This is a genomic window from Pseudomonas sp. V88_4 (assembly GCF_029967985.1).
Taxonomy (GTDB): domain Bacteria; phylum Pseudomonadota; class Gammaproteobacteria; order Pseudomonadales; family Pseudomonadaceae; genus Aquipseudomonas; species Aquipseudomonas glycinae.
In genome coordinates, this window is record NZ_JASCAF010000034.1 from 236,059 (window position 1) to 249,338 (window position 13,280).

Sequence of the window (13,280 nt, forward strand, 5' to 3'; positions counted from 1 at the left end):
GTCACTGCGCGGGGGCAACGACCTTGAACTTGATGTCGATATCCTTCGACACCACGGTGTCCGCCCACTCCCCCGCGCCGAGGCCGAACTCGTCGCGCTTGAGCACCAGTTCGCCGTCAAAGATGCCGATGCGGCTGTCGGGTTTGAGTTGCACCGGCACCTGCACCGCACGGGTGATGCCTTTGAGGGTGAGGTGACCGTCGACCAGATAACGGTTGGCGCCGGCCGGGCTGAAGCGTGTCGACTGGAACACCGCCACCGGATACTGCCCGGTGTCGAACCACGCCGGTTTCACCAACTCGGTGTTGGCGTCTTCACTGCCGGCGTCGATGCTGGTCAGGTCGATGTGCAGCGTGGTGCGAGCATTGGCCAGGTTGTCGCTGTCGAAATCCAGCGTCGCGTCAAACTTGCCGAACGTGCCGTACATCCGCGAGCCCATCTGGTTGTAAGTGAAACTGATCTGGCTGGCGGTGGTGTTGACCCGGGTGTACTCCACCGCACTCGCAGCAGGGATGAAGGTCAGACAAGACGCGGCCGCCAACAACAATCGAATCGACATGCAATGCTCCGGTGCCCGACGGGGCTCGAATGACTTAAGCAAACATCCGGCGGTTATGCCACTTCGTCTGCCATGCGCACCTTCAGGTAGCCAATCAGCGCCGTTACCCTGGCCGATGGCCACCGCATGCTCGAACCGGCAACGCTGGCCTGCTACACGTTCGGCGAGCAATCCCGTGACGCGGAGTTCGCCGCCGACGATGTCTTGCTGCGACTGGCTGCGCAACTTGAAGAGGCGTTGCCGTGGCAACATCGGCGTCCGAAGATCCGGGCCGGCCATGATCGCGACAAACAGCAAGGCCGCCCCCACCAGGGTGACCGCCACGATCAACCGGCCTTTGGCTTGCTCGTCAAACAGATAGCTGCCGCAAAGGAACATGAACAACACGCCCGGCAGCAGTCGGTAACCATAGACATCAGTGTTGATGTAGCCCAGGCAGGCGACCATGAACACCGCGACGGACAGCACGAACGCCACCCCACGCAATTTGAAGATCAGCAGAAACGGAATCGCCAGATAGAAACACAGCTCCAGCCCCAGCGACCACGCCGGTGGCATGAGCTCGGTTCCGGCCAGGCCGAACATATAGAAATCGAGGGGCACGATTGCCAGGTTCGCGACGATGTGCCTGAGCGTCAGCTCGGCGGCCTGTGGCGTACCGGGCAGCAAAAAGTAGATCACGGTACAGGACAAGCACAGATAGAAAAGAAACTGCGGGTAGAGCCGCAACGCCCGATCCACGTAGAACAGGTCGACTTTACTCAATGCGTTGTAGTTGCGTTCGATGAGCGAGGTCATCACGAAACCGCTGATGATCAGAAACGAGATCACCGCGACCACACCCGGATTCAGCCCCGCGAAATAGATCCCCATATGGGATAAAGCCACCAGCACTGCCAGCAACAATCGATAAACACCCACCAACCCACTCCAATGTCCTTATCGTTATGGGCGGCTAAGCTACGACGCTTTGCTACAGGAAAACAGTTATTTTTCGCTGATTCCTACACCAATCGCTCAATCTTCTGATGCTTCCAGACCCGTGTGTAATACAGCGTCTGCAAAACCAGCATCCCCAGATACGCGATCGGAAACGCCATCCACACCCCCTGCAGACCGAACTGCCCGTCCAGCCAGTAGGCCGCCGGCAACTGCACACCGAGCACGCAGATGATCGCCACGCCCACCGGCACCAGCACCGTGCCGCTGGCGCGCATGATGCCGCCGATGATCGCCTGGAAACCGAAGATCAACAGGCTCCACAACATGATGTGCAGCAGATGCTCGGCCATCGCCCGGGTCGAGTCTTCGGTCAGGAACAAACCCAGCAACCAGTGCGACAACAGGTAACCCGCCAGGATCAAACCACCGGTCAGGCACACGTTGATCCACAGGCCGGTGCGCAGAATCGGACCCATCCGCTCCAGCCGTCCGGCACCGATCGCCTGAGCGCCGAGGATCGACGCGGTGATCGCAATCGACAGCGCCGGAAACTGCACGTAGTTGACGATCTGCGTCACCGCGCCATAGGCCGCCGTCGCCTGCGAGCCATGCTGGTTGACCAGCGCCAGAATCACCAGCTCCGACAGCGACAGCACAATCATCTGCACCCCGGTCGGCAGGCCGATGCGCAATACCTTGCCGAGAATCGCGCCGTCCAGTCGCAGCGCCGCGAAAAACTCGCGATCCGGCGCCAGCGGATGGTCCTTGCGGATCAGGCGCCATGACAGCCACGCCAACGACGTCAGCGTACCGACCAGACCCGCAATTGCCGCGCTCTGAATGCCCAGTTGCGGCAAGCCGATCCAGCCGCGAATGAACGCCGGTGTCAGCGCCAGCCCGACAACGGTCGACAGCAGCAGCGCCAGCATCGGCGACAGCGTATCGCTCACCCCACGCAACAACTGGGTGAACAGCACGTACACCAACACAACCGGCAAGGTCCACATCATCACCCGCGCATAGGCCACCGCATCATCCAGCACATCCGCCGGCGTGCCCAAACCCTGCAAGGCCTGACGCGCAAACACGCTGCCCAGCACCGCCGCCACCAGCCCGATCAATACCCCCAGCAGCAAAGTCGCCCCGGCAATTGCCTTGACCATGTGCGACTCACGCGCACCCCACGCCTGACCGATCAACACCCCTGCCCCGGCGCCCAGGCCGATGACCAGCGCGATAAAGAAAAAGATGATCGGAAACATGCCGGACACCGCCGCCAGCGCCTGCGTGCCGAGCATCTGGCCGATGTAGATGCTGTTGACCGTGCCCGACATCGATTGCAGGAAGTTCGACAGCACCATCGGGGCCAGGAACAGCAGGTAGGTTTTCCAGAGGGCCGAATGGGCGGGGGTTTGCATTGAGGGTCCGTCTCGGATGGGAGCTGATGACAGAGTCTAAGGTATGCAATGCCGTTCAGGTCGTACCGGTTTGCATTAAAACTTCGTAATCTGCACCTCAACCAATGTGCATAGCCTCCCCATCACGACAGGAAGTGAACCCCTCCCATGCGCCGTTCCTCGTTTCTTCTGAGCTGCACCTTATTGACTGTTCTGGCGACGACTGCCCACGCCGCTCCCGCCCCCTCGCCAGAGGTGGTGCAAGGATTGGTGAACACATTGAACGAACGCCTTAACATCGGCGACCTCGTCGCCCTGACCAAATGGGACAGCGGCAAACCGATCCAGGACAGTCCTCGTGAAGCACAGGTCATCGACAACGCCCGCAAGCTGGCCGCCGAACGCAAGCTCGATCCGGAAGACGTCGCGCAGTTGATCGCCGCACAGATGGAGGCCAACAAACTGGTGCAGTACGGTTTGCTCGCACAGTGGCAGGCAGCCGGTGTCGCGCCGGACACGCCGCGCCCGGATCTGGGCAGGCAGATTCGCCCGCGCCTGGATGAATTGCAAACCCGACTGTTGCAGCAATACGCCGACTTCGCGCCCTACCGCCACGACCCGAACTGCCCGGCGTGGCTGGCCAAGGCTCGCGCCGGTCTGACCCGCGATGCGCTGCATGATCTGGCCCTGACCCGCGCTACCGGAGAGCTGTGCATTCGGCCGTTGGTGCCCTAGAACAAGGGTTCCGGCATTCATTGCTGGCGTCGATAGTCACCATCAGCTCAATGAAGTTCTCATAAAAAATCCGCGGCGTAACATCGGCTCCATACCCAACAAACAACACCCCTGGAGCACACGATCATGAAACGCCAAATCCTTCTCGGCATCGCTTTCTCGGTTCTTGCAGTCAACGCTTTTGCAGCCAAACCCGCCCACACCATGATCGCCGAAGGCGGTTCGGATCGGTTGATTGAAAGTCGCTTGGCTGAGGGTGGTTCGGATCGTCTGCTGGAACGCCGCGTTGCCGAAGGTGGCTCGGATCGCCTGCAAGAACGTCGCGTTGCTGAAGGTGGCGCTGATCGCCTGCAAGAACGCCGCGTTGCCGAAGGTGGCGCGGATCGTCTGCAAGAACGCCGTGTGGCTGAAGGTGGTGCTGATCGCCTGCAAGAGCGCCGCGTCGCCTGAATAAAACGCTCTACCGCTGAACAAACAAAAAGCCCGGCCTGATCAGCCGGGCTTTTTCACGTCCAACCGGTGCTTATTGCACGGTTTTCAGCTTGACCACGTCACCGGAGACCTTGGTGGTGTAGCCGCTCAGGACCCATGCCCAGAACCAGTTTTCCTGAATCTGAGTGTTGATCATGGCATCGCCGCCCTTGGCTTTGATCGCGGCATCCTGTGCACGGACGAAACGGCTGTTCTGGCGGATCGGGATCACGCCGAACAGCATCAGGCCGGTGGCGGTGGCTTCGCTGTGGCCAATCACAGTGTATTGGCTGCTGTCGTAATGTCTGGTATTCATCGGGGTGCCGGTGCAACCTGCCAGAACCACACCGAACAGTGCGGCGGCGACTACTTTGCTGAGGTATTTCACTGCGAGACTCCATGGGTAAACGCCCGGGATCCGTCTCTCGGGCGGCGCACACTTTACCGAACGAAGTGGCTCATTGATATCAGTCTCGGCAGATTTTCATTAAACGCCTTGCTGGCGGCCCGTCCGCGATGTCGCATACCATGGCGCCACTTCAATAAAAACAGACCTCGCCCATGCTCAAAGCCAGCCTGCGTAGCCACCTGACCCTTTGGTTTGCCGGTTTGTCTCTGCTGACGCTATTGAGCGTGGGCTTTTACGTCGGTGATATCGCCACTGAACAAATGAAACGCGCCAGCGGCAATGCGCTGCTGAGTACCGCGCGGTCGGCGGCGACGCTGCTGGGCGAGCAGTTGCGCGAACGGCAACTGGAGGTCTATCTGCTCAGCCGGGCGCCGCATCTGGAACGCGGCGATCTGGACAATCCGGCAATTCTCAAATCGATGCAGCTGCGCACCGAAGCCCGCTCCGAGTATGCGTGGATGGGGGTGACCGACGCTCAGGGGCGTGTGCATCAGGCAGTCAACGGTTTGCTGGTCGGTCAGGTCGTGCAACAGCGCCCATGGTTTCAGGCCGGTCTGCGCGGGGAATACACCGGCGATCCGCACGAAGCCGTTTTGTTGGCGAAACTGTTGCCGGGTCTGCCCAACGGCGAGCCACTGCGCTTCATCGACTTCGCCGCGCCCATCCGCAACGCCGATGGCCAGGTGATCGGTGTGCTCGGCGCCCATGCGCACTGGAGCTGGGTCACGCACATCGTCGAATCGGCAGCGATGTCGCACAAGGGGGCCGAGCCGGATATCGAAGCGCTGATCATCGATCACGACGGCAAGGTGCTGTACCCGGAAGCGCTGGTTGGTCAACAAATGCCGGCCAAGGATCCGAAGTCCCCGGGCTGGGTCGTCGGCAACGGGTACCTGACCAGCGAGGTGACTGTGCCGACGCCTACGGGCACCGCGCTGTCGTGGTCGATTGCCGTGCGTCAACCACTGGACACTGCGCTGCAACCGGCGCGACTGCTGCTTTATAAATTGCTGTTGCTGGGGGTTTTCGCCGCCGTGGCATTCGGACTCGTAGCGTATTACCTGGCGCTGTACCTGAGCCGACCCATCGAGCACCTCGCGCGTTCAGCCCAAAAAGTGCAGAACAACCAGCCTGGTGCGTACTTTCCGCTCCGGCATCCCGTGCGGGAAATTGCCCAGCTCGGCCAGTCCATCGATGCCATGACCCAGTCGCTGCTCGCCAAGGAGCGTGAGCTGCAGGAGACCAACGCATCGCTCGAAGCCACCGTCGCCCAACGCACGGCGGCCCTGACCCTGGCCAACGCCGAGCTGCTGAACCTGGCCACCCACGATGGCTTGACCGGTGTCTACAACCGCCGCCGCTTCGACGAAAAACTCACCGAATACAGCCTGCTGTTCCGTCGTACGGGGCGGCCGTTTGCATTGCTTCTGATTGATGCCGATCACTTCAAGCGCATCAACGACACTCACGGCCATGCGGCCGGCGACGACGTACTGCAGCAATTGGCGCAGCTGATCCAGATCAGCATCCGGAGCACGGATTTCGTCGCCCGTTACGGAGGCGAAGAATTTGCGGTACTGCTGCCGGAAATCGCCAAGCCCGATACGCCCGATATCGTCGCCGAGAAGATTCGATCAGCGATTGCCGAGGCGGACTTTCCAGCGGTCGGCCCGGTGACGGTCAGCATCGGTGTCGGCCTGGCCGACCCGGCCGACAATGCTCCGACAGCACTGCTCAAACGTGCTGATCAACAGTTGTATCAGGCGAAAGCCGCGGGTCGTAATCGCGTAGCCTGCCAGACGTCACTCACCGAAGTGGCCGGACTCGGCTGACCTGCAATTGAATCAGGTGTTGGTCTTCAACCGGGCAATCGCTGCCGGCAGTTCTTCACAGTGAACGGGAACTGCATCGCGCAGCTCCCGCACAGACGCTTCATTGCTGAGAAAAGGTCTGAAGATACGCCAACAAATTATCAATCTTCTCCTCGTCACTCAGTCCCCAGAAGATCATCCGCGTGCCCGGCACCACGCCTTTCGGATCTTTCAGATACTTCGTCAGCGTTTCACGATCCCAGGTCAGGCCGGAGTTCTTCATGGCGTCGGAGTACACGTAATTCGCCGACGTCCCCGCCGGGCGACCGATGATACCGTTGAGTTCGGGACCGAAGCCCGGCCGGGCAGATTCGCCGACTTGATGACAACCGCCGCACAGACGCGGGAAGATTTTGGCGCCGGCCTCGGCGTCACCGGCAGCCAGTGTTGGCGTGCTGAACAGGCCTGCGTTGAGGATCAGGGCAAACGTTAATGCGGGGTTTTTCATCAGGAATTTCCAGATCGTCGGCGGCGCCAAGGGTAATCGCGCGCGGCCAGTTGCGCTACAGGTAGGCGCCCACGACGTGGCGGACTTTGAGCAAGGCTTGACGCAGGACAAGCATGTCCACCGATCCCAACGCCAGACGAATCGCGTGGGGGACATGGGCGGACACGGTGAAGGGCTCGGCGGTGGTGACCGAAACCTGTTCGTGCATCAACTCGACCACGATATGGTCGGCCCGAACGTCTTCGGGCAGTGGCAACCAAAGGAAATACGAAGAAGGATGGCCCACAGTGGGGAGGTCTTCGAGAACCTGCGCGGCCAGAGCTTGCCGGGCCTGGGCATCGCTACGTTTTTGCGCTTCGAGCAAGGTGACAGTGCCGTCGTCGAGCCAGCCGCAGGCGATGGCGGTCATCACGCCGGGGGTGTTCCAGGTGGTCGCGCGGATAATCCGCTCCAGCGCCGCCACCCGCTCGACCGGCGCGGCGATGAAGCCGACACGCAGGCCAGTGGCGATGTTTTTCGACAGGCCCGACACATAGACCGTGCGCTCCGGTGCCAGAACCGCCAACGGAGGTGGCGGGTTATCGACCAGAAAGGCGTAGGCCGCATCTTCGATGATCGTCAGATCATGTCGGCGGGCAATCGCGATCAAATCCTCACGTTGTTCCAAAGGCATCACCCAGCCCAGTGGGTTGTGCAGGGTCGGCATGCTGTACACCGCACGCACCGGTCGTTGGCGGCAAAGTTTGTCGAGGGCTGTCAGATCCGGCCCGCTTTCAGTCACGGGAATCGCCACCACTTCCAGGTGCAGCGCTTCGGCCAGCACTTTAAATCCCGAATAGGTCAAGGCGTCGGCGGCGATCACATCACCGGGCTTGAACAGCGCCATCAGCGTCACCGCCAGCCCTTGCTGCGCGCCGTTGACGATCAGCACCTGCTCGGCCTCGACACTCAAACCGCGGGTTTGCAGATGCCGCGCCACCGAGGCCCTTTCATGGTGGCGACCGGCGTGGGGCTGGTAGCGCAGCAGCGCTTCGAGGTCGCCGGACAGCGCCAGCTGCCGCAACGCGGTGCGCAGCAACTCGGCCTGCCCCGGCAATGACGGGTAGTTGAAGTTGAGGTCGATCATGCCCACCGCGACGTCTTTCTGGTCGATGCCCTGCCCTGGCAACAACGACGTTTCCCGCACGAACGTGCCGCGCCCGGCTTCGCCGCTGACCAGCCCCATCCCTTCAAGCTCGGCGTACACCCGCGAGGCCGTGACCAGCGCCAGCCCTTCGCTGGCTGCCAATTGCCGGTGAGTCGGCAAACGCGTGCCGGGCAACAGGCGGCCGGCGCGGATGTCAGCCGCAAAGGTGTCGACCAGGGTCTTGTAGCGGGAGCGCGGCATATCGGGCTGTATCCATGACAATTTTTTGATTGTCTTGATTCTCAGCCCTAGGATCGATTCGACGCAACCCATCTCTGAGCGCCACATCCATGGAACGAACCTCCCACCTCGGCACCCCGGCCCTGGAAAAAACCAGCGGCTGGATCAATGGCTTCATCGGCGTCGTGATCTTCAGCGGCTCGTTGCCCGCCACGCGGCTGGCGGTGCTGGAGTTCGACCCGGTTTTTCTCACCGTCATCCGCGCGACCATCGCCGGCGCCCTGGCGTTGTGCCTGTTGTGGCTGTTTCGCGAGCGACGTCCGGGGCAGGATCAGTGGTTGTCATTGCTGATCGTTGCGTTGGGCGTGGTTGTGGGTTTCCCGTTGTTGACGGCTTTGGCGCTGCAATACGTGACGTCGGCGCATTCGATTGTGTTCGTAGGATTGCTGCCACTGGCGACGGCGATTTTCGGCGTGCTGCGCGGCGGTGAGCGGCCGCGTCCGGTGTTCTGGATTTTTTCGGTGCTGGGCAGTTCGCTGGTGGTCGGCTTCGCGATCTCGCAAGGCCTGACCGCTTCGCCTACCGGGGATCTGCTGATGTTGGCGGCAATTCTCGCCTGCGGTCTCGGTTACGCCGAAGGCGCCAAACTGTCGCGCACTCTCGGCGGCTGGCAGGTGATTTGCTGGGCGCTGGTGCTGTCGTTGCCGGTGATGGCCGTGCTGAGTGTGTGGCTGGCGCCCGCTTCGTTCAGCGGTATCAGCGTGTCGGCATGGCTGTGTCTGGCGTACGTTTCTCTGTTCAGCATGCTGATCGGTTTCGTGTTCTGGTATCGCGGGCTGGCTCAGGGCGGGATTGCGGCGGTCGGACAGTTGCAATTGCTGCAGCCGTTTTTCGGCCTGGCACTGGCCGCGACCTTGCTCCACGAGCACGTCAGCGTGGGCATGCTGGTGGTCACGCTGGGGGTGATCCTGTGCGTGGCCGGGGCGAAGAAATTCGCCAAATAGTTTTCAGCTCGCGCCGGATTTCCATTCTCGCGGGCTGAGCCCGGTCTTGCGCCGGAACGCCCGGGCCAGCGCCGACGGACTTTCATAGCCGACCTCTTCGGCGATCAGGGCGATCGGCCGTCCCTCGCGCAGGCGTTTTTGCGCGAGGCTGATCCGCCAGTTCACCAGATAATCCACCGGCGTCTGCCCCACCACCCGCCGGAAATGTTCGGCAAAACCGGCGCGGGACAGATTGGCCGCGCTTGCCAGTTCGGCGACGCTCCAGGCCTTGGCCGGCTGCTCGTGCATCAGGTTCAAGGCTCGGGAAATCTTCGGATCGGCCAGCCCCGCCATCATCCCCGGCTGCTGGTTTCGACTGCTGATGAGGTGGCGCAGTAGCAGAATCACCAGCAATTCGAACAACCGGTCCATCACCGCTTCTCGCCCGCAGTGGCCGTCGAAAGCCTCCTTGAACAGCCACTCCAGGGTGTTGGCCATTTCCGGCAGATCGGCGAGTTTCAGCACCAGATAATCCGGCAGTGCCGCCGCGAGGGCATTGCCCGCACCGCCGTCAAATGTCAGCGAAGCGCACACCAGTTGCGTGCCCATGGCTTCGTTGGCGAACAAGCGATGGGCCATGGGGCGAGGGAAAAAGATCAGGGTCGGTTCATTGAGCGAGAGTTCAGGATCATTGCCCGGCTTGAGCAACAATTCCCCCGCCTGCAACAGGTGCACATGCCCGCACACCTGATCGCCGCCGTAGGCGCTCACCCCGCAGAACGTGCCGCTGTGAAAGGTGCCGGCATTGACGCCGAAATGGCTGAGCAACGTGGAAAGGCGATCCATAACTCATACTCGCATCGACAGATTTGGACGATCTGTCGCATATCCTCGACGATTTGCACCCAAAGCACCAGCCGCGCTCCGTAGTATTCACTCCATCCCCGGCGCACTTCGCACCGGACTTTCGGAGAATCACCATGAGCCGCATCGCACCTCTCAGCCTCGAAACCGCCACCGACGCCACTCGCCCAGTGCTTGAAGGCGTGCAGAAAAAAATCGGCTTCCTGCCCAACCTGTTCAAGACCTTGGCCGTCGCACCTGTCGCGCTGGATGCCTACGTGCAAATCTCGGCAACCTTGGGCAAGACATCCCTGAGCGCCAAGGAAAAAGAGGCGGTGTACCTGGCCACCTCACAGGTCAACGGTTGCGACTATTGCCTGGCGGCGCACACCCTGTTCGCCAGCAAGGCCGGGCTGGCAGCAGAAGAAATCGTCGAAGCGCGTCACGGTCGACTGAATGCTTTCGCCACCCTCGCCCATCAACTGACCGAAACCCGCGGACATCTGAGCGATGAACAGATTGCCGCCGCCCGAGCTGCCGGTATCGACGACAAGAAGATCATCGAAGTGATCGCCATCGTCGCCGCGCAAACCCTCACCAACTACCTGAACAACGTGGCACTGACCGACATCGATTTCCCTGCCATCGATGCCTGATCAGTCACCGGGGTCGATCTCAGTCGTGATCGACCCCGGCGCGTTTCAACAACTTCTTGCAGCGCTCGGACAGGTGAAACACCTGCAACTGCTTGCCCGCCTTGGCGTAGCGTTCACGCAAGGTTTTCAGCGCGGCGATGGCCGAGTAATCGACAAAGCTCAGGTGCCGGCAATCCAGCGTCACCCTTTGCGGATCACTGGCCGGGTCGAACTGATTGAGAAACGGCGTGGTCGAGGCAAAAAACAGCGTGCCGTGCAGGCGATACAGTTTGCTGCCGTCCGCTTCCAGATGTTCATCGGCGTAGAGCTCGCGCGCCTGCTGCCAGGCAAAATTCAGCGCGGCAATGATGATCCCGCACAGCACGGCCGTGGCCAGATCGGTAAACACCGTGATGGTCGTTACCGCGATGATCACCAGCACATCGTTGAGCGGCACTTTGTTCAGCACCCGCAACGAAGCCCAGGCAAACGTCTGTTGCGACACCACGAACATCACCCCCACCAGCGCCGCCAGCGGAATCCGCTCGATCAGCGGCGACAGAAACAGAATGAACAGCAGGATCAACACACCCGCCACCACGCCGGACAACCGTCCGCGCCCGCCGGAGCTGAGGTTGATCACGGTCTGGCCGATCATCGCGCAACCGCCCATGCCGCCGAATGCACCGGAGACCACGTTTGCCGCGCCCAGCGCCACGCATTCGCGATCCGGAAAGCCACGGGTTTCGGTGATTTCGTCGGTAAGGTTGAGGGTCAGCAGGGTTTCCAGCAGGCCGACCAGCGCCATCAGAATCGCGTAGGGGGCGACGATGCGCAGGGTGTCGAGATTCCAAGGGATGTCCGGTAGCGCAAACTTCGGCAGACCGCCGGCGATGTGCGCCATGTCGCCGAGGGTGCGGGTTGGCAGGCCGAGCAGGTAAACCAGCAAACCGACGCCGAGGATCGCCACCAACGCCGGCGGCACCGAACGGGTCAGGCGCGGCAGGATGTAGACGATGGCCATGGTCAGCAGCACCAGCCCGGTCATCAGGTACAACGGCGTGCCGCTGAGCCACTGCTCGCCGCTCTTGAAATGCTCCAGTTGCGCCAGCGCAATGATGATCGCCAGACCGTTGACGAACCCGAGCATCACCGGGTGCGGCACCATGCGCACCAGTTTGCCCAGCCGCAACAGCCCGAACGCCATCATGATCAAGCCGCCGAGCAATACCGTCGCCAACAGATACTGCACGCCGTGCTGCACCACCAGCGCGACGATTACCACCGCCATCGATCCGGCCGCCCCGGAGACCATGCCCGGCCGGCCACCGAACAGCGCAGTCAACGTGCAAATAATGAAAGCGCCGTACAGGCCCATCAGCGGATTGAGGTGGGCCACCAGCGCAAACGCAATGCATTCGGGCAACAGGGCAAACGAGGTGGTGAGTCCGGCCAGGACATCGGCGCGCAGACGAATCGGTTTCATGGCTTACCTGACAGAGCGGCCGACGGGCGCGGCCACTGATTTACACAGAAAAAGGAGGGTTGCGGATGTTACGCAAATGCCCCGGCGTGGGCCAGTCATCACTGACAACAGCCAGCGCACGCTCTATGCTGGCGCGCAGTTTTTGCCAGTGGAGTCCCGAATGCCGAGCGAATTGACCAGCCGCGAAGTGTGCCAGCGCTTGCGTGATGCCGCGCTGGGCGTGTGTGGCTTGCGAGTGACAGGCATGCGAACCGGTCAGGTTTCAGTCGATATCGAAGGTTGGAACTTGCGGTTGGACTTCGACGGCCAGCGCCTGCATCACTGCGCTCAATGTCTTTGCCCGGACGGTCGCGAGTGGACGCTCGACACCCGGCAGCGCTTCGGCACCGACCCGATTAGTCTGTTGAGTACCTGGGAGCTGGCGCAGATCGAGGGCTTGTTGCAGCAACGTGAATGAGGGACGGCAAACAGAGTTGCCCAATGATGGCACTCTGCCCATAATTCGCCCCCCCTCTTCTACGCGCAAGGAACTGCCGTGAAAAAATCGCTGTTGTTGATCCCGCTGTTTGCTCTGCTCCTGCAAGGCTGTGGCATGACCATGGCCCGTTACGAGCCAAGCTTCGACAACGTTCAGAAGCTCAAGCAAACCCCGCCGCTGCACGCGATCAGCAATCCACAGGTCACCGCTGAATCGGGCGAAGGCTCATTGATGGTCCGCGCCAACCCGATCAAGTCGCCGACCGGCAGCATCCCGGCGCATATCCAGGACGCGATCACCGAAGAGTTGCGCAAGGCCGGTCTGCTCGATCCGCAGGCGTCGCGTCATCTGCAAGTGCTGGTGGTGAAAAACCAGTTGAACGCCGGCATGGGTACCGGTGATGGCACCATCGCCGCGCGCTTCACTCTGCGCAATGGCAACGATGTGGTGTACGACGCCACCAAAGATGTCAGCCATCAGTGGAACAGCAGCTTTTTCGGCTTTATCGCGATCCCCAACGCGACCAACGCCTACAACCCGATGCTGCAGGACTTGCTGAAGAATCTGTACAGCGATCCACAGTTCATTCAGGCCCTGAAGTAAGGGCAAAAAAAGAGAGCCGCGATTGCGGCTCTTTTTTTGCCCACTCGCTGGAGT

General features: G+C 61.3%; 14 protein-coding genes and 1 pseudogene. 7 read left to right on the top strand and 8 right to left on the bottom strand.

What is annotated here, in order from left to right; translation table 11 throughout:
- Window position 1: 1 nt before the first annotated feature.
- The 3 genes and pseudogenes from QLG12_RS12630 to QLG12_RS12640 form a co-directional block, all read right to left on the bottom strand.
- Window positions 2–559 (bottom strand): YceI family protein, encoded by a 558-nt coding sequence (locus QLG12_RS12630; protein ID WP_197867544.1) that lies wholly within the window; start codon window positions 557–559, stop codon window positions 2–4.
- Window positions 560–829: 270 nt separating this feature from the next.
- Window positions 830–1,480: pseudogene (locus tag QLG12_RS12635) on the bottom strand (acyltransferase family protein); the annotation flags it as partial.
- Between the two features lie 83 nt (window positions 1,481–1,563).
- On the bottom strand, window positions 1,564–2,919 hold the full coding sequence (locus tag QLG12_RS12640) for an MATE family efflux transporter (protein WP_197867538.1): 1,356 nt from the start codon (window positions 2,917–2,919) through the stop codon (window positions 1,564–1,566).
- A 147-nt stretch (window positions 2,920–3,066) separates the two neighbouring features.
- Here QLG12_RS12640 and QLG12_RS12645 point away from each other — a divergent pair, with 147 nt between their 5' ends.
- Together QLG12_RS12645 and QLG12_RS12650 are read left to right on the top strand one after the other, a co-directional pair.
- Entirely contained in the window at window positions 3,067–3,633 is a 567-nt protein-coding gene (locus QLG12_RS12645) for a chorismate mutase (RefSeq protein ID WP_282474624.1), read from the top strand.
- 126 nt (window positions 3,634–3,759) lie between these two features.
- Window positions 3,760–4,083, top strand: coding sequence for a hypothetical protein (locus QLG12_RS12650; protein ID WP_282474625.1), 324 nt, complete (start codon window positions 3,760–3,762; stop codon window positions 4,081–4,083).
- Between the two features lie 73 nt (window positions 4,084–4,156).
- Here the strand turns inward: QLG12_RS12650 and QLG12_RS12655 are convergent, their stop codons facing one another.
- A complete protein-coding gene (locus tag QLG12_RS12655) occupies window positions 4,157–4,492 on the bottom strand; it encodes a hypothetical protein (RefSeq protein WP_085667548.1) in 336 nt (111 codons plus the stop codon).
- A gap of 173 nt (window positions 4,493–4,665) precedes the next feature.
- On the opposite strand from QLG12_RS12655, the gene QLG12_RS12660 reads away from it, so the two are divergent.
- A complete protein-coding gene (locus QLG12_RS12660; protein ID WP_197867527.1) occupies window positions 4,666–6,345 on the top strand; it encodes a diguanylate cyclase in 1,680 nt (559 codons plus the stop codon).
- Between the two features lie 100 nt (window positions 6,346–6,445).
- Here QLG12_RS12660 and QLG12_RS12665 read toward each other — a convergent pair whose 3' ends face one another.
- Together QLG12_RS12665 and QLG12_RS12670 are read right to left on the bottom strand one after the other, a co-directional pair.
- A complete protein-coding gene (locus QLG12_RS12665; RefSeq protein WP_197867522.1) occupies window positions 6,446–6,832 on the bottom strand; it encodes a cytochrome c family protein in 387 nt (128 codons plus the stop codon).
- A gap of 55 nt (window positions 6,833–6,887) precedes the next feature.
- Window positions 6,888–8,219: a PLP-dependent aminotransferase family protein gene (locus QLG12_RS12670; protein ID WP_282474626.1), complete on the bottom strand. Its 1,332-nt coding sequence runs from the start codon at window positions 8,217–8,219 to the stop codon at window positions 6,888–6,890.
- A gap of 89 nt (window positions 8,220–8,308) precedes the next feature.
- Here QLG12_RS12670 and QLG12_RS12675 point away from each other — a divergent pair, with 89 nt between their 5' ends.
- A complete protein-coding gene (locus tag QLG12_RS12675) occupies window positions 8,309–9,202 on the top strand; it encodes a DMT family transporter (RefSeq protein ID WP_282474627.1) in 894 nt (297 codons plus the stop codon).
- Window positions 9,203–9,205: 3 nt separating this feature from the next.
- On the opposite strand, the gene QLG12_RS12680 is transcribed toward QLG12_RS12675, so the two are convergent.
- On the bottom strand, window positions 9,206–10,027 hold the full coding sequence (locus QLG12_RS12680) for an AraC family transcriptional regulator (RefSeq protein ID WP_197867519.1): 822 nt from the start codon (window positions 10,025–10,027) through the stop codon (window positions 9,206–9,208).
- A gap of 134 nt (window positions 10,028–10,161) precedes the next feature.
- Between QLG12_RS12680 and QLG12_RS12685 the strand changes: the two genes are divergently transcribed.
- Window positions 10,162–10,680, top strand: coding sequence for a carboxymuconolactone decarboxylase family protein (locus QLG12_RS12685; protein ID WP_236194383.1), 519 nt, complete (start codon window positions 10,162–10,164; stop codon window positions 10,678–10,680).
- A gap of 19 nt (window positions 10,681–10,699) precedes the next feature.
- Here QLG12_RS12685 and QLG12_RS12690 read toward each other — a convergent pair whose 3' ends face one another.
- The gene (locus QLG12_RS12690) at window positions 10,700–12,145 is read right to left on the bottom strand and encodes a SulP family inorganic anion transporter (RefSeq protein ID WP_236194382.1); all 1,446 of its coding nucleotides are present in this window, start codon (window positions 12,143–12,145) and stop codon (window positions 10,700–10,702) included.
- Between the two features lie 160 nt (window positions 12,146–12,305).
- On the opposite strand from QLG12_RS12690, the gene QLG12_RS12695 reads away from it, so the two are divergent.
- Together QLG12_RS12695 and QLG12_RS12700 are read left to right on the top strand one after the other, a co-directional pair.
- Entirely contained in the window at window positions 12,306–12,602 is a 297-nt protein-coding gene (locus tag QLG12_RS12695) for a hypothetical protein (protein WP_197867513.1), read from the top strand.
- Window positions 12,603–12,680: 78 nt separating this feature from the next.
- Entirely contained in the window at window positions 12,681–13,226 is a 546-nt protein-coding gene (locus QLG12_RS12700) for a hypothetical protein (RefSeq protein WP_064597679.1), read from the top strand.
- Window positions 13,227–13,280 lie beyond the last annotated feature (54 nt).